Source organism: Lacisediminihabitans sp. (genome assembly GCF_036569425.1).
Taxonomy (GTDB): Bacteria; Actinomycetota; Actinomycetes; order Actinomycetales; family Microbacteriaceae; genus Lacisediminihabitans.
In genome coordinates, this window is record NZ_DATCQQ010000028.1 from 1 (window position 1) to 25,291 (window position 25,291).

At 68.6% G+C, this 25,291-nt stretch carries 27 protein-coding genes; 9 read left to right on the forward strand and 18 right to left on the reverse strand.

Annotated features, from left to right (window positions below):
* On the reverse strand, window positions 1-1,416 hold a 1,416-nt coding region (locus tag VIM54_RS05460), incomplete at its 3' end, for a Clp protease N-terminal domain-containing protein (RefSeq protein ID WP_331899759.1).
* A 320-nt stretch (window positions 1,417-1,736) separates the two neighbouring features.
* Here VIM54_RS05460 and VIM54_RS05465 point away from each other — a divergent pair.
* The 6 genes from VIM54_RS05465 to VIM54_RS05490 all read left to right on the forward strand — a co-directional run bounded on the left by VIM54_RS05465 (window position 1,737) and on the right by VIM54_RS05490 (window position 6,465).
* Window positions 1,737-2,123, forward strand: coding sequence for a hypothetical protein (locus tag VIM54_RS05465; RefSeq protein ID WP_331899760.1), 387 nt, complete (start codon window positions 1,737-1,739; stop codon window positions 2,121-2,123).
* A gap of 125 nt (window positions 2,124-2,248) precedes the next feature.
* Window positions 2,249-2,896, forward strand: a complete 648-nt coding sequence (locus VIM54_RS05470) for a hypothetical protein (RefSeq protein WP_331899761.1) — start codon at window positions 2,249-2,251, stop codon at window positions 2,894-2,896.
* Entirely contained in the window at window positions 2,896-3,627 is a 732-nt protein-coding gene (locus VIM54_RS05475) for a hypothetical protein (protein ID WP_331899762.1), read from the forward strand. The genes VIM54_RS05470 and VIM54_RS05475 overlap by 1 nt, the downstream gene beginning before the upstream one ends.
* Entirely contained in the window at window positions 3,627-3,845 is a 219-nt protein-coding gene (locus tag VIM54_RS05480) for a helix-turn-helix domain-containing protein (RefSeq protein WP_331899763.1), read from the forward strand. The genes VIM54_RS05475 and VIM54_RS05480 overlap by 1 nt, the downstream gene beginning before the upstream one ends.
* 350 nt (window positions 3,846-4,195) lie before the next feature.
* The gene (locus tag VIM54_RS05485; protein WP_331899764.1) at window positions 4,196-4,825 is read left to right on the forward strand and encodes a helix-turn-helix domain-containing protein; all 630 of its coding nucleotides are present in this window, start codon (window positions 4,196-4,198) and stop codon (window positions 4,823-4,825) included.
* Window positions 4,822-6,465: an MDR family MFS transporter gene (locus VIM54_RS05490; RefSeq protein WP_331899765.1), complete on the forward strand. Its 1,644-nt coding sequence runs from the start codon at window positions 4,822-4,824 to the stop codon at window positions 6,463-6,465. The genes VIM54_RS05485 and VIM54_RS05490 overlap by 4 nt, the downstream gene beginning before the upstream one ends.
* Window positions 6,466-6,532: 67 nt before the next feature.
* On the opposite strand, the gene VIM54_RS05495 is transcribed toward VIM54_RS05490, so the two are convergent.
* Entirely contained in the window at window positions 6,533-6,781 is a 249-nt protein-coding gene (locus VIM54_RS05495; protein ID WP_331899766.1) for an SCO4226 family nickel-binding protein, read from the reverse strand.
* A gap of 136 nt (window positions 6,782-6,917) precedes the next feature.
* Between VIM54_RS05495 and VIM54_RS05500 the strand changes: the two genes are divergently transcribed.
* Window positions 6,918-9,731: a helix-turn-helix transcriptional regulator gene (locus VIM54_RS05500; protein ID WP_331899767.1), complete on the forward strand. Its 2,814-nt coding sequence runs from the start codon at window positions 6,918-6,920 to the stop codon at window positions 9,729-9,731.
* A 104-nt stretch (window positions 9,732-9,835) separates the two neighbouring features.
* Window positions 9,836-10,813 carry a pirin family protein gene (locus VIM54_RS05505; protein WP_331899768.1) on the forward strand — a complete coding sequence of 326 codons (978 nt, stop codon included), beginning with the start codon at window positions 9,836-9,838 and terminating at the stop codon, window positions 10,811-10,813.
* Window positions 10,814-10,832: 19 nt separating this feature from the next.
* Here VIM54_RS05505 and VIM54_RS05510 read toward each other — a convergent pair whose 3' ends face one another.
* From VIM54_RS05510 to tilS, 15 genes are all read right to left on the reverse strand, one after another.
* Window positions 10,833-11,021, reverse strand: coding sequence for a hypothetical protein (locus VIM54_RS05510; protein WP_331899769.1), 189 nt, complete (start codon window positions 11,019-11,021; stop codon window positions 10,833-10,835).
* Between the two features lie 33 nt (window positions 11,022-11,054).
* Window positions 11,055-11,195 (reverse strand): hypothetical protein, encoded by a 141-nt coding sequence (locus tag VIM54_RS05515; RefSeq protein WP_331899770.1) that lies wholly within the window; start codon window positions 11,193-11,195, stop codon window positions 11,055-11,057.
* Window positions 11,196-11,201: 6 nt separating this feature from the next.
* Complete coding sequence (gene lysS / locus VIM54_RS05520) at window positions 11,202-12,713, reverse strand: lysine--tRNA ligase (RefSeq protein ID WP_331899771.1); 1,512 nt, start codon at window positions 12,711-12,713, stop codon at window positions 11,202-11,204.
* A 55-nt stretch (window positions 12,714-12,768) separates the two neighbouring features.
* Entirely contained in the window at window positions 12,769-13,632 is an 864-nt protein-coding gene (panC, locus tag VIM54_RS05525; protein ID WP_331899772.1) for a pantoate--beta-alanine ligase, read from the reverse strand.
* 43 nt (window positions 13,633-13,675) lie between these two features.
* Window positions 13,676-14,404 carry a Rossmann-like and DUF2520 domain-containing protein gene (locus VIM54_RS05530; RefSeq protein WP_331899773.1) on the reverse strand — a complete coding sequence of 243 codons (729 nt, stop codon included), beginning with the start codon at window positions 14,402-14,404 and terminating at the stop codon, window positions 13,676-13,678.
* On the reverse strand, window positions 14,401-15,954 hold the full coding sequence (locus VIM54_RS05535) for a PH domain-containing protein (protein ID WP_331899774.1): 1,554 nt from the start codon (window positions 15,952-15,954) through the stop codon (window positions 14,401-14,403). The genes VIM54_RS05530 and VIM54_RS05535 overlap by 4 nt, the downstream gene beginning before the upstream one ends.
* Window positions 15,951-16,433 carry a PH domain-containing protein gene (locus VIM54_RS05540; RefSeq protein WP_331899775.1) on the reverse strand — a complete coding sequence of 161 codons (483 nt, stop codon included), beginning with the start codon at window positions 16,431-16,433 and terminating at the stop codon, window positions 15,951-15,953. Before VIM54_RS05540 ends, VIM54_RS05535 begins: the two co-directional genes overlap by 4 nt.
* Before the next feature lie 21 nt (window positions 16,434-16,454).
* The gene (locus VIM54_RS05545; protein WP_331899776.1) at window positions 16,455-16,940 is read right to left on the reverse strand and encodes a DUF3180 domain-containing protein; all 486 of its coding nucleotides are present in this window, start codon (window positions 16,938-16,940) and stop codon (window positions 16,455-16,457) included.
* Complete coding sequence (folK, locus tag VIM54_RS05550) at window positions 16,937-17,500, reverse strand: 2-amino-4-hydroxy-6-hydroxymethyldihydropteridine diphosphokinase (protein ID WP_331899777.1); 564 nt, start codon at window positions 17,498-17,500, stop codon at window positions 16,937-16,939. Before folK ends, VIM54_RS05545 begins: the two co-directional genes overlap by 4 nt.
* Window positions 17,497-17,871, reverse strand: a complete 375-nt coding sequence (folB, locus tag VIM54_RS05555) for a dihydroneopterin aldolase (protein ID WP_331899778.1) — start codon at window positions 17,869-17,871, stop codon at window positions 17,497-17,499. The genes folK and folB overlap by 4 nt, the downstream gene beginning before the upstream one ends.
* Window positions 17,868-18,710 carry a dihydropteroate synthase gene (folP, locus tag VIM54_RS05560; protein ID WP_331899779.1) on the reverse strand — a complete coding sequence of 281 codons (843 nt, stop codon included), beginning with the start codon at window positions 18,708-18,710 and terminating at the stop codon, window positions 17,868-17,870. The genes folB and folP overlap by 4 nt, the downstream gene beginning before the upstream one ends.
* Entirely contained in the window at window positions 18,703-19,302 is a 600-nt protein-coding gene (gene folE, locus VIM54_RS05565; protein ID WP_331899780.1) for a GTP cyclohydrolase I FolE, read from the reverse strand. The genes folP and folE overlap by 8 nt, the downstream gene beginning before the upstream one ends.
* Window positions 19,303-19,330: 28 nt before the next feature.
* The gene (ftsH, locus tag VIM54_RS05570) at window positions 19,331-21,325 is read right to left on the reverse strand and encodes an ATP-dependent zinc metalloprotease FtsH (RefSeq protein WP_331899781.1); all 1,995 of its coding nucleotides are present in this window, start codon (window positions 21,323-21,325) and stop codon (window positions 19,331-19,333) included.
* Window positions 21,326-21,609: 284 nt separating this feature from the next.
* A complete protein-coding gene (hpt, locus tag VIM54_RS05575; RefSeq protein ID WP_331899782.1) occupies window positions 21,610-22,161 on the reverse strand; it encodes a hypoxanthine phosphoribosyltransferase in 552 nt (183 codons plus the stop codon).
* Between the two features lie 46 nt (window positions 22,162-22,207).
* A complete protein-coding gene (tilS, locus tag VIM54_RS05580; RefSeq protein WP_414673175.1) occupies window positions 22,208-23,386 on the reverse strand; it encodes a tRNA lysidine(34) synthetase TilS in 1,179 nt (392 codons plus the stop codon).
* Window positions 23,387-23,433: 47 nt separating this feature from the next.
* Here tilS and VIM54_RS05585 point away from each other — a divergent pair, with 47 nt between their 5' ends.
* Window positions 23,434-23,925 carry an inorganic diphosphatase gene (locus tag VIM54_RS05585; RefSeq protein WP_331899784.1) on the forward strand — a complete coding sequence of 164 codons (492 nt, stop codon included), beginning with the start codon at window positions 23,434-23,436 and terminating at the stop codon, window positions 23,923-23,925.
* Between the two features lie 66 nt (window positions 23,926-23,991).
* On the opposite strand, the gene VIM54_RS05590 is transcribed toward VIM54_RS05585, so the two are convergent.
* Window positions 23,992-25,239, reverse strand: a complete 1,248-nt coding sequence (locus VIM54_RS05590; protein ID WP_331899785.1) for a M23 family metallopeptidase — start codon at window positions 25,237-25,239, stop codon at window positions 23,992-23,994.
* Between the last annotated feature and the right edge of the window lie 52 nt (window positions 25,240-25,291).

Sequence of the window (25,291 nt, forward strand, 5' to 3'; positions counted from 1 at the left end):
GGTGCCGGTGTCGCCGGACTTCCACTGCTTCTCGAGGCGAAGACGCTCACCGAGCAGCTTCTTCTCTTCGTCGCGCAAAGACGCGGCCTTCTCGAAGTCCTGATCCTCGATCGCCGCTTCTTTCTGCCCGCGAACGACGGCGATCTTCTCGTCGAATTCGCGAAGCTCCGGCGGCGCAGACAGGATCGACAGGCGCAGGCGTGCGCCAGCCTCGTCAATCAGGTCGATGGCCTTGTCGGGAAGGAACCGGTCGGCGACGTAGCGGTCGGCAAGGTTCGCGGCCGCGACAATCGCACCATCCGTGATCGAGACCTTGTGGAACGCCTCGTACTTGTCACGCAGTCCCTTGAGGATGTTGATCGTGTGGGGCAGCGAGGGCTCGTGCACCTGCACAGGCTGGAAGCGCCGCTCGAGCGCGGCATCCTTCTCAAAGTGCTTGCGGTACTCGTCGAGCGTGGTCGCACCGATCGTCTGCAGCTCACCGCGGGCGAGCAGCGGCTTGAGGATCGACGCCGCGTCGATTGCGCCCTCGGCCGCGCCGGCACCGACGAGGGTGTGGATCTCGTCGATGAAGGTGATGATGTCGCCGCGGGTGCGGATCTCCTTGGTCACCTTCTTGAGGCGCTCCTCGAAGTCACCGCGGTAGCGGCTGCCGGCGATGAGGCTGCCGAGGTCGAGGGTGTAGAGCTGCTTGTCCTTCAGGGTCTCCGGCACGTCGCCGCGCACGATCGCCTGGGCGAGGCCCTCGACGACGGCGGTCTTGCCGACGCCGGGCTCGCCGATCAGCACGGGGTTGTTCTTGGAGCGACGGGACAGGATCTGCATGACCCGCTCCATCTCCTTCTCGCGCCCGATCACCGGGTCGAGCTTGCCGTCGCGCGCGGCCTGGGTGAGGTTGCGTCCGAACTGGTCGAGGATCTGGCTGCCGCCCTGGGCTGCCGCCTGAGTCTCGCCGCCGACGGCGACCTGCTCCTTGCCCTGGTAACCGGAGAGCAGCTGGATCACCTGCTGGCGCACGCGGTTGAGGTCTGCACCAAGCTTGACGAGCACCTGGGCCGCGACGCCCTCGCCCTCGCGGATGAGGCCGAGCAGGATGTGCTCGGTGCCGATGTAGTTGTGGCCGAGCTGCAGCGCCTCGCGCAGGCTCAACTCGAGCACCTTCTTGGCGCGCGGCGTGAACGGGATGTGCCCGGTGGGCTGCTGTTGGCCCTGGCCGATAATGTCCTGGACCTGCTCGCGCACGGCGTCCAAGGAAATACCGAGGGACTCGAGGGCCTTCGCAGCGACGCCCTCACCCTCGTGGATCAGCCCGAGCAGGATGTGCTCAGTACCGATGTAGTTGTGGTTGAGCATCTTGGCTTCTTCTTGCGCCAAAACGACGACCCGGCGGGCTCGGTCGGTAAATCTTTCGAACATTTTGACTCCTATGGCACCGTGCAGGGTTGGCGCCGTTATAGAGAGAGTAACGAGGCAACCCTGCGTTTACTGCCCTTGTTCGCCGTAGGCGTGACGGTATCCCGACCGTCTTTCCCCAAAACGCAGGAGATTCGTCGCCAAACGCCTTTCCCCGTGTCATTCCGTGCCCTTTGACGGCGAATCTCCTGCGTTTTCGGCGCTTGCCTCGTGGCGCCCCGAGGCACTAGGTTAACGATTATCGTTGTTATCGATTGTCGTTAGGGGATCAAGTGGAGATCCAGACGTATCCCGGCCGCGCAGTCACGCGCAGATTCGACCGAGTGGCCCTGTTGTCATTCGTGCAGCTCTACCTCCTGGCGACGATCGCGAGCATTCTCACTGTGACGGCGATCGCCGCGATGGTGCTCGTCTTGAGCAGCAAGCTACTTCGCGGCGGGCCATTCAGCCGAACCGTGACCTGGTTGGTGGGCGGCGCCGCAGTCATTCTGATTACCGGCGGTCTGATCAGCCAGATACTGCATGCGATCTCACGGCCGTCGATGATCGACGCCCTTCGGTACCTCGCGACCCTGAATCACCTCAAGATAGGCAACCCGCCGTCCACGCTCGACTTCGGCCCGATCGCGGCGGGTGTAGTTCTCGCCGTTATCGCTGCCGCGTTCAAGATCGGCGAGCGCCTGCAGCGCGACACCGAAGGGCTCGTCTGATGAGCAGGACCCGGTCCCCGGAAGCTGCTGCTCGAGCGGCCCGCGTGAGGGCAGCGGCGCGAACCGCCGCTGCAGCGTTTGGTCCGAACTATCGCCGGGCCCGATATGAGGCCCGTGGGCTCGGGGTGGTCTCGTTCAGTCGGGTCATCGCGTGGCTGTCCATCGCCAGTGTCGCGCTCTACACCGGCGACATGATGATCTCCGACTTCGCCTCCCGTTCCGTGTCGGTCAGCCTCCCGGTCTACGAGTTCTGGCCGGCCCTGCCGCCGGCCGCCACAATCACCGGCGGCCCCACTGCACTGGTGACCGGCGGCGGCTTCACCAGCGCCCAGGTCTCCGTCTCCGGGCTGGACGTAGCCGCTCGCGCCTGGCTCGCCGCGAGCTCGCTACTGCAGGGTGCCACGATCATCACGATCGCGATAGTCGTGGTCACGCTCTGTTCGACCATCCTGCGAAACGACCCGTTCCAACCGGCGGTCGCTCGCGGCATCCGACTGCTTGGCATCACCATCCTCGTGGGCGGACTCGGCTGGCAGGTCTGCTCCGGCGTGGGCGAGTCACTCGCATCCAGCCAGGTGCTGCAGTTGGGCTCGACGGCGTTCCAGAACGTCGTCACCTGGGACGACATCAACACGATCATCGGATTCCCGCGGCCGACGCCTCACATACAGGTTGACTTCTGGCCGATCTGGGTGGGCCTGGCGATGCTCGTTCTTGCGGCCGCGTTTCGCTACGGCGAGCGCCTCCAGCGCGACACCGAGGGGCTCGTCTGATGGCGTTCGCCACCGTGCAGTTGACGCCGCGTCGGCCCGTGTGGCTGCGAGCTGTCTACTGGATTGCGGCGCTCGAAACCGTGGCGGCAGCAGCGCTCACGCTGTTGGCCGCAGGCGCGGATCTCCTCGCGCCCGTTGTCAACCTGCAACTCCCCGTCGCGAGCTTCTGGCCGCAACTCAAGCCATCGGTGCGCCTCGACCCGGCACCCGTCGCCTCGATCGCATCCGGCGGATTCCGCCAGGCCGATGTCGGGGTGTCCGGTCTCGGTCTCGACGCGCGGCTTTGGCTCGCTGGGGGCCACCTCTTCCTCGGCGCCGTGGCCGTGTCGGTGGGCATCGCGATCGCAGTGCTCTGCGCGCGCCTGCTTCGGGGTAACCCCTTCGGTCCCGCGCTGTCGAAGACGGCCTTTCGCGCGGCCGGGGTCGTGGCGGTGGCCGGCATCGCGTCGCAGGTCTGCGCCGGCGTCGGCGGGATGGCGGCGTCGGCTCAGGCACTCGCCGTCACCGGCTGGGGGATCGATGACCGGGATGTCATCGGCGGCAACCTTCGAGACATCGGCTGGCCGCTGCCCTCCGAGGGTTTCACCGTGGACTCGTGGCCGGTCGCCTTCGCCATCGCCATCGTCGCCGTCGCCGTCGCGTTCCGCTTCGGAGAACGGCTGCAGGCGCAATCCGAACGCCTGCTGCAGGAGAAGTTGAAGTTGCAGCACGACACCGAGGGGCTTGTCTAGTGGGGGATGACGACCTCACCGGCATCCACTGCCGCCTCGACGAACTGCTCGAGGAGCGCGGGATGACCCTCACCAGGCTGAGCGAGCTCGTGGGCGTGAGCATCGTGAACCTGTCGGTGCTCAAGAACGACCGGGCGCGCGCCATCCGCTATTCGACGCTCGCCGCGATCTGCCGGGCGCTGGAGTGCGAGGTCGGGGAGCTGCTCGTCATCGCGTAGCCGGACCGCGTGAGATCGGCGCGCCGCGGTGAGTGGGCAATAGTGCACGTTCCCGGCGCCGGGTAGGTGCAGTTCTGCCCACTCGCGGTCCGGATGGGGCGCACGACGGCGCGTGGCCGCGTCGCTTACCCGAAAACGCAGGAGATTCGCCGCAAATCGCCGCCCGTCGCGGCATTCCGGTCGGTTCGGTGGAGTATCTCCTGCGTTTTCGGGCACAAGGCGTTTTCGGGCACAAGGCCCTTCGGGCACAGGGCGCTTCGGGCACAGGGCGCTTCGGGCGGCGACCGGCGGAATGCACGCCCGCAAGATTGCAGATTGCGCGTTTTTGCGGAATATGCAATAATTTAGTCATGAATGATTTAGCCGAGCAGGGGCTCCGGGAGCGCAAGCGCGTCCGGACTTTCCGCACGATCTTCGAGGCGGCGGCCGAGCTCGCCCTCGACGTGGGCCTCGAGCACGCCACGGTCGACGCGATCAGCGACCGGGCCAACGTCTCATCCCGCACCTTCTTCAACTACTTCGCCTCAAAGGAGGACGCGGTGCTCGGCATCGACTCCTCCGGCATCGACGAAGAGGTCATCGAGCACCTCTCCAGTCACCGCACCGACGACGTGCTGCGCGACGTCGCGTCGCTCGTCTACTCGATCATCGCCGAGACGAGCGCCGGAATCGACAAGGTCGACCTGCGCAAGCGCGTGCTCGAGCGCTACCCGCAGTTGCTCACCCGGCAGATTCTGCGGGTCGCATCCATGGAGGACCGCCTCGGACTCGTCGTGGCCGACTGGCTCGGCTCGACAGCAGGTTTCGCCGACGACTCCGTCGAGGAACGCCAGGAGGCCGCGCAGATCCTGCTCAGCGTCTGCCTGGCCGCCATGCGCGTCGCGATGAAGAAGTGGCCGCGCGATACCTCGGGCGACCCCAGAGAGAACTACACCCGGGCAGTCGATCTGCTCCGCACAGTAATGGAGAGAGTTTCATGACAACCACCACGGTCGCCCCGACCACAAGGCGCAACGTGCTGCTGGTGTTCGCCGGCCTCATGGTCGCGATGCTGCTGGCATCCCTCGACCAGACCATCTTCTCGACCGCGCTCCCGACGATCGTCGGCCAGCTCGACGGCGTGAACCACATGCTCTGGGTGACGACGGCCTACATCCTCGCCTCCACCATCGTGATGCCGGTCTACGGCAAGCTCGGCGACCTGGTCGGGCGCAAGTGGCTGTTCATCGCCGCGATCGGGCTCTTCATCGTCGGCTCCGTCGTGGGCGGAATGGCCGGCTCGATGACCGCGCTGATCGTCGGACGCGCCATCCAGGGCCTCGGCGGCGGCGGACTCATGATCCTTGCCCAGGCGATCATCGCGGATGTCGTTCCGGCCCGCGAGCGCGGCAAGTACTCGGGCATCATGGGCGCGGTCTTCGCCATCTCCTCCGTGGCCGGGCCCCTCCTCGGCGGCTTCTTCACCGACGGACCCGGCTGGCGCTGGGCGTTCTGGATGAACCTGCCGCTCGGCGCCATCGCGATCGCCTCCGCCGTCTTCTTCCTCAAGCTGCCCAAGGGCAGCACGAGCAAGCCGAGGATCGACTACGCCGGCATGACGGTGCTCGCCCTCGCGGCAACCTGCCTCGTGCTCTTCACCACCTGGGGCGGCAACACCTACGACTGGAACTCGCCCGTCATCCTCGGCCTCATCGCCGGAACGGTGGTCGCCGCCGTCGCCTTCCTGCTTATCGAGCGTCGGGCGGCCGAGCCGGTGATCCCGCTGCACCTGTTCAAGAATCGCAACTTCAACCTCACCACCGCGGCCGGCCTCATCGTCGGAGTCGCAATGTTCGGAGCGCTCGCCTACATGCCCACCTACCTGCAGATGGTGACCGGCGTCGGCGCGACTCAGGCCGGGTTCCTAATGATCCCGATGATGGGTGCGCTGCTCGTCTCCTCGGTCGTCTCCGGACAGATCGTGTCGAAGACGGGTCGCTACAAGGCGATCCCCGTCGTCGGCACGGTGCTCGTGGCCGTGGCGCTCACGTTGATGTCGACGCTCCTCGCGACGACGGCCGTGTGGATCATCTGCGTCTACCTCGCGATCATGGGCCTCGGGCTCGGCATGAGCATGCAGATCCTGATCCTCGTCGTGCAGAACTCGTTCCCGGTGTCGCAGGTCGGCACGGCGACGGCGTCGAACAACTTCTTCCGCCAGATCGGGTCGTCGCTCGGCTCGGCGGTGGTGGGAAGCCTCTTCGTCTCCCGCCTCACCGCGAGCCTCGCCGACAACCTGCCCGCGGGGGCCTCGGGCGGATCGAACACCAACTCGCTCACCCCGGCGGTCGTGAACTCGCTGCCGCAGGGCGTGCGGAACATCATCGTCGGGGCATACAACGAGTCGCTCGCGCCGATCTTCCTCTACCTCGTGCCGCTCGTGCTCGTCGCCGCAGTGCTGCTGCTCTTCGTGCAGGAGAAGCCGCTTGCCACGACGATCGACCGTGCGGATGACGCGAAGTCCGCGGTCGAGTCGGCGGTAGCCGCGGATGTCCGGGAGCCGCAACTCGCGCTTCTGGTCGCCGACGAGTCCGCGGCGGCCGATCGCACTCATCCGTCCACGGGACTCGTGATCGCCTAGCCGCAGAGCCGAGCGGCGTAGCCGACGCATCCGGGTGGTCGCTCGGATGCGTCGGCTTCGTTGTCTCTCAGACTTCGACGGATATCTCGTACACCTCGTGCGTGGGGTGCCCCGCGCGCTCGTGAACTCGCATCACCGCCTCTTTCGACGGCCCCGTAGACATGCAGAAGACCTTGCCGGACTCCGGGTCGAGCCAGGCCTTCTCAAAGTGCATGCCCTCCTCGGCCTCCACGGCGAGGTCGGCGGCGTGCGCCTCGGCCAACTGGGCCTCGGTGACTCCGACGAACCCGTCGTGGATATCCATGAATCGTGCCATCAGACACTCCCTCTCTTTCGTGGAATTTCTTTCGTGGAATGCCAGATTGCCCGTCGGCGCGGCGGCCGGACATCGGTCGACTGACCGATCAAGGGCGACCCCACGGACCACGGCCGCCCAGACCTATACTTTCGCCATGGTTGAGGAGCCGGCGCAGCGTTCTCTCGAGCGGGTAAGTCCCGTGCTCGTCGGTCGAGACGAGGCACTCGCGCACGCCCTGCGGCGTTGGGAGGCCGCGCGTCTCGGAAGCGGCCAACTTCTGCTCGTCTCCGGCGAGGCCGGCATCGGCAAGTCCCGGCTGCTCGCCGAGATCGCCAACCGGGTCGCCGGGTCGGCGCCGATCGTGGATGCCGGGGCCTTCCCGCGTGACGCCGAGGCGGCCGGCGCGCTCATTCTCGCCATCTCGGACGGTCTCCACCGGGTCGGACTCGCCGGGCCGGCCGCCCTGTTGCGCGACCGCCTGCTGCACACCGACCGGACAGGCGACCCGGCCCGACGTCGGCGCGTGCTCGTCGGCGACCTGACGGAGACGATGCTCGCCGTGGCGGAGGGCGGCCCGATCCTCTTTCGGCTCGAAGACCTGCACTGGGCGGACGACATCAGCCTCGAGGTGCTCGAACGGGTGGCGAGCGGGCTCGCCGGGCGCCCGGCACTCGTGCTCGCGAGCTACCGCAGCGACGAGCTTGTTCCGCACACCCCGCCGGGCGCCTGGCGCGCCCGGCTGCTCGAGCGGCGGGCGGCCGAGGAGGTGAGGCTGCAGCGGCTGGATGCGCACGGCACCGCCGCCATCGTCGAGGCGATCACCGGAGTCGTGCCGTCCACCGACTATCTGGCGTCTCTCCAGTCGCGCAGCGACGGCATCCCGCTGCACGTCGAGGAGCTCATCGCGGGTGGCGCGACGGCCGCCGTGCCGGACACCGTCGCGGAGGCCGTCGGCTCCCGCGCCGCGGCGCTCGATTCCGGCACCCGGGCGATCCTCGAGGCCGGGTCGGTGGTCGGTCGGACGTTCGACCTCGACCTGCTCGGGGCGACTGCCCAGCAGCCGGCCGAGTCGGTGGACACCGCCCTCACGATCCTCGTCGACTCGCACCTGGTCGTGCCGGTGGGAGACGACGGCATCTTCGTCTTCCGCCACGCCCTCATCTGCGACGCCGTGTACGCGGGCATCGCCCCGAATCGACGACGGTCTCTGCACGGGTCCGTGGCGACCGCCGCCGAGCGGGCCGGGCTCGGCGACGCCTATATCTCCGAGCATTTCGAACGGGCCGGCGATGCGGCGAGCGCGCACCGCCACGCGCTGGCCGGGGCCGCCGAGGCCGTGCGGGTGTCGGCTCACCGGGAAGCGGCCGAGCTCTACCGTCGGGCGCAGCGCACCGCGCCCCAGGACGTCGATGGGCCGGCCCGCGCCGCACTTCACGCGGCGCTCGCGGTGGAACTCGCCGCGATCGACGACAACGAGAGCGCCGAGCGCTGCCTCGTCGAGGCCATCGACCTGTATCGACTGGAGGGGGACGAGAGGGCGGCCGCGCTGCTCGTGGCCCCGCTGATGGCCGCCCGCCACCTCCTCGGTGTGGGGCTCGAGGAGCGCTCCAAACTCGCCAGTGTTGCCCTCGAGCGCATCGAGGGGGTGGCGGATGTCTCGCCCGTGCGCGCAGAACTCCTCGGCGCCCTCGCGGCCGCCCACATGCTCGACCGGCGCCTCGAGGAGGCGACCGAGTTCGGCCGGCAGGCGGCGGCCCTCGCGACGGGACCAACAGCCCTCACGCTGCGCATCGACATCGACCTCACTCTCGGCTCGGTGCTCGTCTTCGCCGGACGCGGAGCGGAGGGCTGGGCGCTCCTCGAGTCGGCGATCGCGGCGAGCGCGGCGGCGGGCCTCGAAGCGGAGACCGCGCGCGGATACCGAATGGTCGGCACCTCGGCATCCGTGCTCGTCGAGTACGACCGTGCCGAGAAGTGGATCGCGGCCGGGCTCGACCAGACGGCCAGAACCGAGCGCTGGAACGACTACCACTACCTTGCCGCGCATCTCGGCCACGTGCAGTGGGCGACCGGCGAATCGCGAGAGGCCGAGCTCGGCGCGCGCCACGCTCTCGCCGACGCCCGCGGCATCACCACCAGGATCACCGCTCTCATCGTGTGCGGGTACCTCGCGCTCGGACGCGCCGAACTCGACTCCGCGAGGGCCCTGCTCACCGAGGCGCTCGAGCAGGGCGAGCGGATGGGCGAGCTGCAGCGGTTCTCCCCCGCGCTCTGGGGCCTCGCCGAGGTGGCACTGGCCGAGGAGGATCCCGCGCTCGCGGTGAGGTTCTGCGAGCGAGGCTTCGAAGCGTCTGAACAGGTGGCGGATGCCGCGTACCTGTTCCCCTTCGTCGTGACGGGCGTGCGGGCGTTCCTCGACCTGCACGAGCCCCGACTCGCCCGCGAACTCCTGCGGAGGGGCGAGCGCCTGCTACTTGCCCGCGGAATCCCGGGCACGCTGCCCGCGCTCGATCACGCCCGCGGCCTCATCCACCTCGCCGAGGGACAGACGGGTAGTGCGCGGGCGCTGCTCGAATCGGCTGCTGCGGGCTGGACCGAGCGCCGCCGGCGCTGGGAGGGCGACCGCGTTCTCGTGGATCTGGCGCGCTGCGCGATCCGCTCGAAGCGGCCAGCCGAGGCGTCTCGGCTCCTGGCCGAGGCGAGACGCCGAGCCGACGCGACTGGCTCGCTGCTTCTCGCCTCGCTCGCCGATGCGGTGGGCCTCCGACCGGGCGCGGATGCCGGGCCGCTGAGTGCGCGCGAGTTCGAGGTTGCGCGGCTCGTGGCCTCCGGGTCGACCAACCGTGAGATCGCGACCGCGCTCACGATCTCGCCGAAGACGGCCTCGTCGCACATCGAGCACATCCTCGCCAAGCTCGGGTACTCGCGGCGGGCCGAGATCGCGGCCTGGGTCACTCGGCACGGCTGAGCCGGCCCCGCGCGACTTACCGCGGTGGGGCAGGCGCAGCAGGCGGGGCGAGCGAACCGCGCCGCGCCGCGACACAGGAGAACTGACCCGCGTAGCATTTCCGCATGAGCAACCTCGAAAAGCATCCGGCTGAACTGTTCGAGCGGGCGCCCGTTGTGCTCTCCGACGGCGTCGAGATCCTCGAGCCTCGGGACGTGCCGCTCGGCGGTCCCCGCGCCATGAACGTGCGCCGCACGCTGCCGCAGCGCAAGCGGTCCCTCATCGGGGCCTGGTGCTTCGTGGACCACTACGGGCCGGATGTGGTGGCCGAGCGGGGCGGGATGGTCGTGCCGCCGCATCCGCATACCGGCCTGCAAACCGTGAGCTGGCTGTTCGCGGGCGAGGTGGAGCACCGCGACAGCGCGGGCAGCCACGCCATGGTGCGGCCGGGCGAGCTCAACCTGATGACGGCCGGCCGCGGCATCGCGCACTCCGAGGTGTCCACCACGGAGACCACCGTGCTGCACGGCGCCCAGCTGTGGGTCGCCCTTCCCGAGGCGAGTCGCCGGCGCGCGCCGTTCTTCGAGCACTTCGTGCCGGCGCCCGCGGCGTTCGGCGACGCCGTGCTCCGGGTGTTCATCGGCACGCTCGCCGGTCAGGTTTCGACCGCGACGACGTTCACCGAGCTCGTCGGCGCACAGCTCGACCTGCCGGCCGGCGCCTCCGTCGACCTGCCCGTCGACCCGCGGTTCGAGCACGGCCTGCTCGTCGACGCCGGGGAGGCCACCCTCGAGGGGGCGACCGTGCCCGCCTCGCACCTCGGCTGCCTCGAACCGGGTCTCGCGAGCATCCGGATCACGGCCGGAGACCACCCGCTTCGCGCGCTGCTGATCGGCGGGGTGCCCCTCGGCGAAGGCATCGTCATGTGGTGGAACTTCATCGGGCGCAGCCACGAGGAGATCGTGCAGTTCCGGGCGGAGTGGCAGGCGGATGTGATTGCCGGCGGCACCAAAGACGGCCGCTTCGGAACCGTGCGCGGCTACGACGGCCGCGCGCTGCCGGCTCCCGAGCTGCCGAACGTGCGGCTGCGTCCCCGGGAGTAGGGGTCATCAGCCGGCGCGCTCAGGCCTCGCGCGTATCCGGTTTCGGCTGGTTGAGCCTGGCGCGTTCCTCGGCCTCGATCTCCGCGTAGACCTTGCGCTCCGTGCGGTCGGCACGGAATATCGACCGCATCACGAGCCAGAAGATGAGGCCGACGAGAATGGTCGGCGTCACGGAGAAGAGCGCGCCCAACCAGAAATTCTCGATCACCAGTCCAGAATACGTCCTCCCGCTGGGAGAGGGCTATCCGTGCCGCAGCACGCCGACGATGCCCGAGATCACGTAGTAGAGCCCGAAACCGCCCACGAGCACCCACAGGGCCACCCGCGTCGCCGACAGCTTCTTCGGGTCTTTGTCTTTCGGATCCTGCGGAGGAATGGTCATCGTCGCCTACTTCACGAGGGGGAAGAGGATGGTCTCGCGAATGCCGAGCCCGGTGAGCGCCATCAGGAGTCGGTCGATGCCCATGCCCATCCCGCCACTCGGCGGCATCCCGTATTCGAGCGCGCGCAGAAACTCCTCGTCGAGGCGCATGGCCTCGAGGTCCCCGGCCGCCGCGAGCTTGCCCTGCTCCACGAAGCGCTCACGCTGCACAACGGGGTCGACCAGCTCGGAGTAGCCGGTGGCGAGCTCGAATCCGCGCACGTAGAGGTCCCACTTTTCCACGAGGCCGGGCTTCGAGCGATGGGCGCGCACGAGCGGCGACGTGTCGACCGGGAAGTCCATCACGAAGGTGGGGCGCTCGAGGTGCGGCTTCACGAAGTGCTCCCACAGCTCCTCCACGAGCTTGCCATGGGTGGGTTGCTGCACCTCGACCGCCACGCTCTCCGCGAGGGCGAGAAGCTCGTCGAGCGTCGTGTCGGCCGTGACCTGCCAGCCGGACGCGTCATTGAGCGAGTCGTACATGCTGATGCGGTCCCACTCGCCTCCGAAGTCGTACCGCGTGCCGTCGGCCCAGGTCACCTCGTGGCTGCCCTCCGCATCGAACGCGGCGTTCTGGATCATCTCCTGCGTGAGGTCCGCCATCTGGTTGTAGTCGCCGTAGGCCTGGTAGGCCTCGAGCATCGCGAACTCCGGGGAGTGGGTGGAGTCTGCACCCTCGTTGCGGAAGTTGCGGTTGATCTCGAACACGCGCTCGATGCCGCCGACCACCGCGCGCTTGAGGAAGAGTTCCGGCGCGATCCGCAGGAACAGCTCGGTGTCGAACGCATTGCTGTGGGTGACGAACGGACGGGCGGATGCTCCGCCGTGCATGGTCTGCAGCATCGGCGTCTCGACCTCGATGTAGCCGTGGTGGTCGAAGGTCGCTCGCAGCGACGCGACGGCCCGGGAACGGCTGCGCACCATCTGGCGCGCGCCCTCGCGCGCGATGAGGTCGAGGTAACGGCTGCGCACCCGCGTCTCCTCGCTCAGTTCCGCGTGCAGGTTCGGCAGCGGACGCACGGCCTTCGACGCCACCTTCCACTCGCTGACCAGCACGCTCAGTTCGCCGCGGCGGCTCGAGATGACCTCGCCGGACACGAAGACGTGGTCGCCGAGGTCCACGAGATCCTTCCAGCCGTCGAGCGACTCCTGCCCCACCTCGGCGAGCGACACCATCGCCTGGATGCGGGCGCCGTCGCCGGACTGCAGGGAGGCGAAGCAGAGCTTGCCTGTGTTGCGCAGGTGCACGACGCGGCCGGCAACGCCGACGGTCACGCCGGTGGTGGCATCCGTCTCGAGGTTCGGGTACTTCGCGCGCACGGCCGGGATCGTCGTGGTGATCGGCAGGGAGACCGGGTAGGCCTCTGCGCCGGACTCGATGAGCCGCGCGCGCTTGGCGAGCCGCACCTGGGTCTGCTCGGACAGCTCTTCGTCCGTCGGTTCGGCTGCTGGCTCGTGCACGGCGGTCGTCTTGCTCATTCGTTGCTCCAGGGGATTGTGACTCGCCCCAAGTTTACGGTGGCCGAGAGGCGGCTCAGGAGCGGGTGCCCCTGAGGTAGATCGTCGCGTTGTCGATGAGCCTCGTCGACCCGACCCGCGCCGCCACGAGCACGATCGCCTTGCCGTGGTGGTCGTCGTCGACGGGTAGGAAGGTGTCGGGATGCACGATCGTGAGGTAGTCGAGCTGCACGAGGGACTCCCCCATGAGCACCGACTGGGCGGCCGCGAGCACGGCGTCGATGCCGCGATCCGCCGAGGACTCCGCAGCCTCGAGCGCGATGGAGAGGCCGCGCGCCGCACGCAGCTCCCGGGCGTCCAGGTACCGGTTGCGGCTCGAGAGGGCGAGGCCGTCCGGATCGCGCACGGTCGAGACGACCTCGACGCGCACCGGCACGTTGAGATCGCGAACCATGCGGCTGACGAGGAACACCTGTTGGGCATCCTTCTGGCCGAAGAGAACGTAGTCCGCCTGCACGATGTTAAGAAGTTTGGACACCGCGGTCAGTACGCCGTCGAAGTGGCCCACTCTCGAGCGACCCTCGTAGAGCGAACCGACGGCCCCGGCCGTGACCCGAGTCTCGCTCGCCCCGGACGGATACATCTCGTGCGCGGTCGGCGCGAAGACGAAGTCCACACCCAGGCGGTCGGCCTTGTCCAGGTCGTCGGCGAGGGTTCGCGGATACAGGTCGAGATCCTCGGTCGGGCCGAACTGGAGGGGGTTGACGAAGATCGAGACGACGACGGTGTCCGCGATCTCGCCCGCCCGCTCGATGAGAGCCAGGTGCCCGTCGTGAAGTGCGCCCATCGTGGGGACCAGGGCGACTCGCCGGCCGGCCGCCCGCTCGTCGGCGAGGAGGGAACGCAGTTCGGTTATGGTTTCGGCAACGGCGGTGGGCACCCCTCGATGCTAGTGCTCCCCACCAAGCCCCCCGCGCGCGTGACTACGGGCGCTGCGCCCGGCGAAGGGCGATCTCCACCGACGAGCGCACGAGGGGCGCGAGCATCTCCCCGGGCGCCTCGACTCCGATGCCTGCCAGCAGCGCCGTCGCCTGGTCGACGATCGCGCTCGAGAAGCTCGTCGCCGTGGCGATCGCCTCCGCGTATGCCGGCCTGTCCTTCTCGGCCACGACGATCGGTTCGCCCCCCATCTCCACAACCAGCGCCTGACCGATGGGCTGCACCGGACCGGGCGCGGTCACGGCGAAGTAGCTGCCGATGAGCTGCGTCAGGTCGATGCTCGTGCCGGTGAAGGACATGGCCGGATGAATGGCGAGCGGTATCGCCCCGGCCGCGGTGGCCGCCGCGAGCACCTCGGTGCCGAATTCGGCCGCGGTGTGCACCACCAGCTGGCCCGGCTGCCACGCTCCGGTCGAGGCGAGGCCGGTGACGAGTGCCAGGAGTTCGCTGGCCGGCACGGCGAGGATCACGAGTTCGCTCCGCTCGATGAGGTCCGGCACCTCGAGGATCGGGGCTCCCGGGAGCATCACCTCCGCGCGCTCCCGGCTCGCCTCCGAAATGGCGGAGATGCCCACGATCGCGTGCCCGGCCCCCGCGAGGGCCGCGCCGAGCACGGGACCGACGCGCCCGGCGCCGATGATCCCCACGCCCAGGCGGCCCGTGCGATGCCGTGGGTTCGCGTCCGGCACCCGGCCGGCGAACTGGTCGCTCATGCCTCGGCCTCGCCGGAGCGCCAGCGATGCGAGGTGTCGTTCTGCCCGGCCAGCACGGCGAGCTGGGCCACGTCACCGAAGAACCCGACGGCGGCATCCTCGTCGATCGCCTCGAGGGTGGCGCGGATGGGTCCGGCGACGGTGTGCAGGTGAACGTCGGCGAGGCCGAGCGCGCGCAGCACCGGGCCCTGGCTCAGCGCGACGCTCTGCAGCCGAGGCTGGGGGACAATGATGATCCGACGCCAGATCGCTCCCTTGCGCAGCACGAGCGAGCCGGACACGACCAGGAAACCGTTGCGCCGCCAGGAGAGCGGGAGCAGCCACGCGGCGCGGCGCGGCGAGGTGGTGAAGGCATCGTGGCCTCGGGAGACGAGCCCCTTCTCGATTACGGCGACCGCTTCCTCGCCGATGAGGTCGGGAAGCATCAGTTCGAGCACTCGCCGGGCGTCATCGAGGTTGCCCACGGGCAGGATCGTCGTGTTGGCCTGGTTGGCGGCACCGCGACTGGACGAGTGGCTCGCCCGATTCACCCGGATCTGCCACCACCCGGCCGGCCGCCAGAGCACGGACTGGCTCACCTCCACCGAGTGGATGCGGCCGGGCGGCAGAGTCTCGTTGCTCGTCGAGAGGAGGCCGAAGCCGATGCGCACCCCGTCTGGCGTGCCCGCGATCGAATAGCGCAGCGACCGGGTGAACCGGCGCACGTAGTACCCGCCGAAGCCGATGAGGCTCGGCAGCGCGAAGAAGAGGGCGTAGTACTGGCCTGTGCTGGTGATCCAGATGCCGCCGACCACCACGATGGCGATGGCGAAGAGGGTCGCCTCGCTCAGCAGGATCGAACCGATCAGCCGCCCGAGGTGGATCTTCACGACCGACTCCGGCGGGGCGGCATCCGGGTCGAGCTCGGGGGCGAGGAACTCGCCGAGCCGCCGGTCGAGCAGGTTGTTCGGCGAGGAGGCGCCCGACACCGGCAGCGCCGCGTTCCGCGTGCCGGAGGCGAGGCGCAGGATCTCCCGGCGCAGGTCGTCCGCCGCCGCGGACCCGAGGTACGCCAGGTGCACGTTCGCGTCGTGGCCGGCCTGGCTGATCTCCATCTTCGCCGCACCGAAGAGGCGGGCGAAGAACGGGCGAACGATGTTGATGCCCTGGATGCGGTCGAGCCGCGCCTTGCGGTTGGTACGGAACAGGATGCCGGACCGCACCTCGACCACCTCGTTGGTGATGCGGAAGCTGTGCATGCGCCAGGACACGTAGAACACGGCGATCAGCACGAGCAGCACCCCGACGATCACGAGCAACGCCTGGATGACGATGCCGTGGCTGAGGATGTAGTCGACCGGGTCGCCCTCCTCGTCGAACCGCGGCAGGAAGAGCCCAACGAGACGCTCGCGCAGATTGGAGACGACCACGCCGAGAATGGCGATGAGCGCGATGCCACCCCGCAGCAGCGGGGAGGCGGGGTGCAGCCGATGCCACTGCCCGTCGGTGAGGCGTGCGACCGTCTCCGGCACGCCCTCCCGCACGGCGCCCGCGTGGTCGGTGTCGCTCACAGCCCGGCCCGGCGGCTTTCCGCGAGCAAGACGAGGTGGTCGCGAAGCTCGTCCGCCTCGGCCTCTGGGAGACCGGGAATCGTCACTCCGGCTGCCGCGGCGGCCGTGACGAACTTGAGTTCGCTCAGGCCGAGGCTCCGCGCGATCGGTCCGCGATTGATGTCGACGAGCTGCATCCGCCCGTACGGCACGGCCACGAATCGCTGCCACATGATTCCGCGCCGGAACAGCAAGTCGTCGTCGCGAAGCTGGTAGCCGATGGCCCGCACGCGGCGCGGGGTAAGGGCGAGGTTGATGAGGGTGACCAGCGCGACGGCCCAGAGGCCGATCGCGAGCCAGCCGATACCGAGATACCACATGCCGATGCCGACGGCGGAGATGGCGAGCAGGAACACCGCACCGCTCACGAGCTCCACCGCGATGAGCTTGGGCGAGACCCGGCGCCACTCACCGGTCTGCGGCAGTTCGATTCGGTTCACCTGTGCTCCTCCGCTGGGGCCTTATGGCCGAACCCTGACGGTCTTCTTGCCAGACTCGCCGTCGTCATCGTCGCTGGGTGGAATGGTGCACATGTGCTCCGCAATGAGCCCCGCCGCCAGCAGCAGCCCGGCACCGACAAGGGTGGAGATCGCTGGCCCAACAGAGCCTACCCCTGGCACAACGGACCGGGTGAGGAGGTACAGCGCGATGCCGGCACCGAGCCCGGCGAGAAGCGCGCCGCTCAGCGCGCAGGCCTTGGCGAGCATCAGCACCCGGGTCGCGTAGAACGGGTCGATGGGGGCCTTCGCCTTACCCTTGGTGAGACGCCGAATCGGCACGGCGAGCCACACGACGATCCCGCCGATCAGCGCGAGCGCCACCGAGAGGGTGAAGGGGGGAAGGATGATCGGCCGGCCGGCCGCGGCCAGCCCGGTCTCCGCGAACCCTCCGCCGAGAGCCCCGATCACGGCCAGCAGCACGAGCGTTCCGATGCTGGTGCGTTTCATTTCCCTCGCCGTTCCCTGTTCTCGCCGCTCGTCGGTTCCTCGCGGAGCGGAGCCGCCTCGAATGCCCACACCTCCGGCGATACCGCCGCATCCAACGCATCCACTCTGCCACGCCCCGGCAGTTCGGCGTCGGGGTCGGCCTGCAGCCAGGGCACGAGCACGAACGGTCGCTGCCAGGCTCGGGGATGCGGCAGCGTCAGCCGCTCGTCGTCCCGGCGAAGGCCGTCGAACGACACGATGTCGAGATCGAGGGTGCGGTCGCCCCAGCGCTCTTCGCGCACCCGGCCGTGCTCCGCCTCGATCCGGTTGAGGGCGTCGAGCAGGTCGTCCGGGTGGAGGGCACTCTGCACGAGCACCACGGCGTTGAGGTAGTTCGGCGACGACTCGTCCACGCCCTCCGGCTTGACCGCGTGCGATTCCACGATTCCGGAGGCCACCGTCACGATCACGCCGTCGAGGGAATCGATGTCGCGCACCGCGTCTCGCAGGTTCGCCTCACGGTCGCCGAGGTTGGATCCGAGCGCGATGACGGCCGGCAGCACGATGCGTTGACGCGTCACGCTACCCCGCGCCCCCTCGTGACCGTCACCGAGACATCGTCGAACGGGATGCTGATGGGCGCCTCTGGCTTGTGCACGGTCACGGTCACCAGCAGAACGAGCTCGTACGCGAGCACGACGTCCGCGACGCGCTGGGCGACGGTCTCGATGAGATTCACCGGGTCGTTCGACACGGCGGCCGCGATCTGCTCAGCGAGGACGCCGTAGTGAACCGTCTGGGCGACGTCGTCGGTTTCCGCGGCGGCCGCGAGGTCGAGCGAGAGCCGCACGTCGATCACGAACTCCTGGCCATTCTCCCGCTCGTGGTCGAGCACCCCGTGGTGGGCGAAGACCCGCAGCCCGGTCAACGCGATGGTGTCGGCGTAGTTCACGGCTGCATCTCCTCCCATACGTCGAGGGCGGCCTTGGTCGCGGCCACATTGTGCACGCGCACGCCCCACACCCCGGCCTGGGCCGCGAGCGCGCTCACCGTCGCCGTCGCCGTGTCGCGCTCGGTCGGCGGGGCGTCGTTCTCCAACAGCTTCGCCAGGAACCTCTTGCGCGACGCACCGATCAACACGGGATAGCCGATCGTGTTGAGCGCCGGAAGGTTGGCCAGCAACTGCCAGTTCTGTTCGCCCGTCTTCGCGAAGCCGATGCCTGGGTCGAGGATGATGCGGTCAGGGCGCACCCCGTTGACGATGAGTTCGGCCACCCGGAGCTTCAGTTCGTTGCGCACGTCGCGCAGCACGTTCGTGTACACCGCGTTGTCCTGCATCGTGGAGCTGTGGCCCCGCCAGTGCATGGCCACGAAGTGCAGTCCGGTCTCGGCGGCAACGCGGGGCATTCCCTCGTCGGCGAGTCCCCCCGAGACGTCGTTGATCATCACGACACCGAGCGCCGCGGCGGCGACGGCGGTCGAGGCGTTCATCGTGTCAACACTCACCGGGATCCCGCGGTCGACGAGTTCTCGGATCACCGGCAGCACGCGCCGCTGTTCCTCCTCCACGGGGAGCCTCTCGGCACCGGGGCGGGTGGACTCTCCGCCCACGTCGATCAGCTGGGCGCCGGCCAGGGCGAGGCCCATGGCGTGTTCCACCGCCGTGTCGACCTGTTCGTACCGGCCTCCGTCGCTGAACGAGTCCGGCGTCACGTTCACAATGCCCATGATCCGGGGCCGGGAGAGACCGATCGGTCGGTACGGTCTCAACGAGACGAGCTCGCTACTCACGTTGCGCTCCAATCATGGCCATGATCTCCGCACGTTCGAGCGGTTCCTTGAGCATGCCACGGGTTGTCATGGTGACGGTGGAGCTCTTCGCCTGGCGAACACCCCGGTCGGAGACGCAGCCGTGCGTCGCGGTCAGTACGACGAGCACGCCCCGGGGATCGAGTCCGGCCTGCAGCGCATCCGCGATCTCCTCGGTGAGGCGCTCCTGCAACTGCGGTCGCGCGGCGAGGGTCTCGACGACGCGCGGGATGCGGCCGAGCCCGATGATCCTCGTGCGGGGCAGGTACGCCACGTGCGCCACCCCCGAGAACGGCAGCAGGTGGTGCTCGCAGATGGAGCGGAACTCGATGTCCCGCAGGAGCACGAGTTCGCTCTGGTCCCCGCTGACCGCGGAGAACTCCTCGCTATCCGCGAGGTGCACCTGCGGGTCGACACCGAGTCCGCCGAAGAACTCCGCGTACGACTGCGCGACACGCTGCGGGGTGGAACGCAGGCCGGGCCGGCCGGGATCCTCGCCGATGGCGGCGAGGATCTCCAGCACGGCCTTCTCGATCCGGGCCGCGTCAATCGGCCCGGGTGTGGATGTGGTCACTGGTCCCCTTCGGGCGGTCGGACCCGGCTCAGGCGGTGGCGATACCGGGGCGTTTGCGCGGCGCGCGTGCCTTCTTGGGAATCTCGGACGTGACGTCGCCGTCCACGACACCGGGGTCGATCGCGGCCTTCTGCGGCACGAGCACCGGCGGCTGGTTCGACACGGGACGCTTGTCGCTGGAGAGCCACTGGGGGCGCTCCGGCATCTTCTTCACGTCCTTGAAGATCTCGGCGAGCTCGTTGTGGTCGAGCGACTCCTTCTCCAGGAGCGCGGTCGCGAGCCTGTCAAGGATGTCCCGGTTCTCGTTGAGCACCTCCCAGGCCTCGTCGTGGGCCTTCTCGATCAGGGCACGCACCTCGGCGTCCACCTGCTCGGAGAGACGCTCGGAGTAGTCCCGCTGGCTGCCCATGTCGCGGCCGAGGAACATCTCGCCCGAACCGGAGCCGAGCTTGACCGACCCGATGCTGGCGCTCATGCCGAACTCGGTGACCATCTTGCGCGCGGTGGATGTCGCCTTCTCGATGTCGTTGGATGCCCCGGTCGTCGGGTCGTGGAAGACGACCTCTTCGGCCACCCGGCCGCCCATGGCGTAGGCGAGCTGGTCGAGCAGTTCGTTGCGGCTCACCGAGTAGCGGTCCTCGAGCGGCAGCACCATCGTGTAGCCGAGGGCGCGACCGCGGGGCAGGATCGTCACCTTGGTCACGGGGTCGGTGTTGCGCATCGCCGTCGCGACGAGCGCGTGGCCGCCCTCGTGGTAGGCCGTGATGAGCTTCTCGTGGTCGCGCATGACGCGTGTGCGGCGCTGCGGGCCGGCCATCACGCGGTCGATCGCCTCGTCGAGGGCGCGGTTGTCGATCAGCTGCGCGTTCGAGCGGGCGGTGAGCAGCGCCGCCTCGTTGAGCACGTTGGCCAGGTCGGCGCCGGTGAAGCCCGGCGTCTTGCGGGCGACGACCTCGAGGTCGACCCCCGCGGCAAGAGGCTTGCCCTTGCCGTGCACTTCGAGGATCTGCTTGCGGCCGAGCAGGTCTGGCGCGTCCACGCCGATCTGGCGGTCGAAGCGGCCCGGGCGCAGCAGGGCGGGGTCGAGGATGTCCGGGCGGTTGGTCGCGGCGATGAGGATGACGTTGGTCTTCACGTCGAAGCCGTCCATCTCCACCAGGAGCTGGTTGAGGGTCTGCTCGCGCTCGTCGTGCCCGCCACCCATGCCTGATCCGCGGTGACGGCCGACGGCATCGATCTCATCGACGAAGATGATGGCCGGGGAGTTCTCCTTGGCCTGGGCGAAGAGGTCGCGCACGCGGCTCGCACCGACGCCCACGAACATCTCCACGAAGTCCGATCCGGAGATCGAGTAGAACGGCACATTCGCCTCGCCGGCGACGGCACGGGCGAGCAGCGTCTTGCCGGTTCCGGGAGGGCCGTACAGCAGCACGCCCTTCGGGATGCGGGCGCCGACGGCCTGGAACTTGGCCGGATCCTTGAGGAAGTCCTTGATCTCCTCGAGCTCCTCGATCGCCTCGTCGGCCCCCGCGACATCCGCGAACGTGGCCTTCGGGCTCTCCTTGGAGACGAGCTTGGCCTTCGACTTGCCGAACTGCATGACCTTGGATCCGCCGCCCTGCATGCTGGAGAGCAGGAACCAGAAGATGAGGCCGATGATCACGAACGGGATCACGAGGCCGAGCAGGGACGAGAGCCAGTTGCCCTTGTCGACCTGGTCGTCGAACGTCTTGGGGTTCGCGGCAGTGATCGCGTTGACGATCTCCGCACCGCGCGGGGCGGCGTAGTAGAACTGCACCTGCTTGCCGTCGGTGCCCGCGTCGGTGAGCACGAGGTCCACCCGCTGCTCGGCGTCGACGATCTTGGCTGACGCGACCTTGTCCGACTTGAGCAGCTCGAGACCCTGCTTGGTCGTGATCTCCTTGAACCCCGAACCGCTGAGGAGGCTGAATCCCACGGAAACGACGATGACGGCCAGCAGGATGTAGATCAGCGGGCCGCGAAGAAAGCGCTTGTAGTCCATAGTGTTCCGGGCTCGGGCCCGTCACCTTTCTGACGAAGAATGTGAGCCCTAGGCTACCGGAGCACCGCTGGATGACCGCTGCGTGTTTGCCGTGGGCGTAATCCCCACGATGCCGCCGCCCGATCCAAATACAGGATCGGGCGGACTGCGTCGCGTGGGCCCACCCACTCTGCTACTCGTACACGTGCAGGATCGTGCGGACTGCGTCGCGTGGGCCCACCCACTCGGCTACTCGTACACGTGCAGGATCGTGCGGACTGCGTCGCGTGGGCCCACCCACTCTGCTACTCGTACACGTGCGGGGCGAGGATGCCGATGTCGCGGTAGTTGCGGTACTTTTCCGCGTAGTCGAGTCCGTAGCCGACCACGAAGGCGTTGGGTATCTCGAAGCCGACGTAGCGCACGTCGACGGCGAGCTTCGCCGCGGCCGGCTTGCGCAACAGAGCGCAGATCTCCACCGAATCCGCGCCGCGGGTGCCGAGGTTGGCTCGCAGCCAGGAGAGGGTGAGGCCGGAGTCGATGATGTCCTCCACGATCAGCACCTTGCGGCCGTGCAGGTCGGTGTCGAGGTCCTTGAGGATCCGCACCACCCCGGAGGACTGGGTTCCCGATCCGTAGGACGACACCGCCATCCAGTCCATCTCGATGGGCAGCGACAGCTCCCGGGCGAGATCGGCCATCACCATCGCCGCGCCGCGGAGCACCCCCACCAGGAGCAGCCGCTCGCCCGCGTAATCCGCCTCGATGCGGCGGGCCAGTTCGGCGATCTTGTCGCGGATCTCCTGCTCGGTGATGAGTACACTCTCGAGGTCATCGGCGATGTCGCTGTATTCCATTGCCCCATTCTTTCATCGGCCTGGTCGCTTCATCGGCCCGGTTATTTCATCGGCCCGGTCGCTCCTCAGTGCCGGGTTCGGCGCGAGTGGAGCGGAAGTGCAACAGCCCGCCCACCCGCTCCACACTGACGCCCGGAAGGTCGATGGCGGCCTGCCCATGCCAGTCGGTCACGAGCTGCGAAACCTGAAGCGTCTGCGTGTGGCTGAGGCTCACCCCGAACTCCGCCAGCACGGTAGCGCGGATGATCCGCTGCCTCAGCGCCGGCGGATCGTGCTCGAGTGCTCGAGCCGGGAGCGAGATGCCCGCTTCCGCGTGTTCGGCCAGCTCCTCGAGTTGGTCGGCGGCGAACTGGTCGAGGGCGTCCGTGTCTTCCCGCGCCAGGTCGGCCGTGCGAGCGAGGGCCTCGGCGAAACCCGGACCGAGCTCACGTTCGAGCATCGGGATCACGGTCTTCCGAACGCGCACCCGGGAGAATCGCTCGTCGTGGTTCTGCGGATCGTTCCATGGCTGCAGCCCGGAGTCGGCACAGAACCGCACGGTGGTCGCGCGGGTGATCGCGAGCAGGGGGCGCCGATAGATGCCGGACACCGGCGCCATGCCCTTGAGGCTCCCGAGGCCGCTCCCGCGCGCCAGGCCGAGCAGCACGGACTCGGCCTGGTCGTCGAGCGTGTGGCCGAGCAGCACCGCCGTCGCGCCGGTCTCGCGGGCGGCTTCGGCGAGCGCCGCATACCGAGCGTCACGGGCCGCGGCCTCCGGTCCCCCGGCCGTTCCCACCTCGACGCTCGTCACGATGACCGGGTCGAGCCCCAGGTCGCGAGCCTGCTGCGCGGCCCGAGCCGCGACATCCGCCGAACCTTTCTGGAGGCCGTGGTCCACGATCACGGCCCCGGCACGAATACCCGCCCGACCCGCCTCGAAGGCGGTGGCTGCGGAGAGCGCGAGCGAGTCCGGCCCGCCGCTGAGCGCGACGAGCACGAGCACCCCTTCGCCCCCTTCCGAAAACGCAGGAGATTCGTCGACGGATGCCGGTGCGCGGCCCACAACGGCGGCGTTTCGTCGCGGATCTCCTGCGTTTTCGGAAGCGGGGCCCGCGTTTTCGGAAGCGGGGTCTGCGTTTTCGGAAGCGGGGGCGGCATTTTCGGAGGGGGCGGCGGGCGGCAGGGCCCCGCGCACCGCGCGGCGCACGTCGGCGATCGCGGGCGTCAGTCGGGGCCGAGTCTCCATCCGATAACGTTATTGCAGCAAACCCCCGAATCAAGGAGTGCACTGCCATGGCCAGCTACGACGCGATCATCGAGATCCCCAAGGGCAGCAGAAACAAGTACGAAGTGGACCACAAGACCGGTCGCGTCTTCCTCGACCGGGTGCTCTTCACTGGCTTCGTCTACCCCACCGACTACGGCTTCTTCGAGAACACGCTCGGACTCGACGGCGACCCCGTCGACGTGCTCGTGCTGCTCGACTACCCGCTCTTCCCCGGAGTCGGCCTCTCCGTTCGACCCGTCGGTGTCTTCAACATGACGGATGACGGCGGCTCAGACGCGAAGGTCATCGCCGTGCAGTCGAAGGACCCGCGCTGGTCGTGGATCCAGGATGTCGACGACATTCCGGAGTACACCCGCAAGGAGATCGAGCACTTCTTCGAGCACTACAAGGACCTCGAGCCCGGCAAGTGGGTCAAGACCGAGGGCTGGGGCAACGCCGCGGAGGCGGAGGCCATCGTTCAGGCCGGGATCGCCAAGCTCGCGGCCGAGGGCCACTAGCCAGACCAGAAGCCACCGACAACGGCCGGTCCCCCTCGCGGGTGGACCGGCCGTTTTGCGTCGATGCTAGTTCGCGAGCTCGATGCCCTGGCCGCGCATGAACGGCACAGGGTCGGTGGTCGTTCCGCCCCGGTAGACCTCGAAGTGAAGGTGGCAGCCGGTGGACCAGCCGGTGCTGCCGACCTTCGCGATGTTCTGCCCGACGCCCACCTCCTGGCCGACGCGCACGAGGATTCCGCCGTTGACGATGTGGCCGTATCCGGTGCCGGTGCCGTCGGCGTTGTTGATGCGGATGTAGTTGCCGTAGCCGCCGTACGGACCGGCGTACGCCACGGTACCGGTGTGCGCGGCGAAGATCGGCGAGCCGCAGGACGCGCCGAGGTCCGTTCCGGAGTGCAGCGCGTAGTTGCGGGTGTACGGATCGAGACGGTACCCGTACGGGCTCGTGATGTGCCCGCCGGCGGGGCGCGCCCATCCGCTCAGACTGATCTGGCCGGCGCCGAGGCCGGCGCTCGCGCCCCACATCGCCTTGATCCCGGCGACGTACTCGGCCTCGGTGTGGTCGACGTTGTCCACGAGGGTCGCGAGCTGGGCATCCAGCCTCGCCTTGTTGTCCTGCTGCTCAGTGAGCGCAGCAGTGGCGGCGTCCGCTGCGGCGGTGGCCTCATCGAGCGCCTTCTGCGCGGCGTCCGCGAGCAACTTGAGCGCCGTCTTGGCCACGTTGGCCTGGTCGGTGAGCGCCTGGGCCGAGTTCTGGTCCTGGATCGCCTTCTCGTAGAGACCCGCCGACTGGTCCTTCACCATGCTGGCTAGCCCGAGCTGGGAGAGCAGGTCGTTGGCCTTGCTGCCGCTGAAGAAGAGAGTTGCGCTGAGGTCGGTGCCACCGGATCGGGCGAGCTTGGCCGCGAGCTGGCCGGCCTGCTGCTTGGACTTGGTGGCCTTCGCCTGCGCCGCGTCGGCCTGGCCCTGGAGTTGGGTGGCCTTCATGGCCGCCTCGTCGTACTTCTGCTGGGCGACCTGCGCCTCGGCGCCCTTCTGCTCCGCCACGGCCTGCGTGGTGGTCACGGCGGTCTCCAGCGCCGCAAGCAGGGCCTGGAGCCGCGCGATTTCGGCCTTCTTCGCCGTCACGTTGTTTCGGGCGTTCTGCACATCGGTCCAGCTCGGGTAGTCCTGCGCCCACGCGGCGGTGCCGGTCGACCCGAGAACCGTGCCCGAGATCAGCACGGAGAGAACGGCCAGGATGGCCAGCGATCGCCTGACGCGCGACCGCGGCACGAGCGCGACTCGATCGACAACTCGACTGATGCTCTTCATGTCTCCCCGACTTTCGTGACGCCGTCCCCAGGCCACGTAAGCAACACCGCAA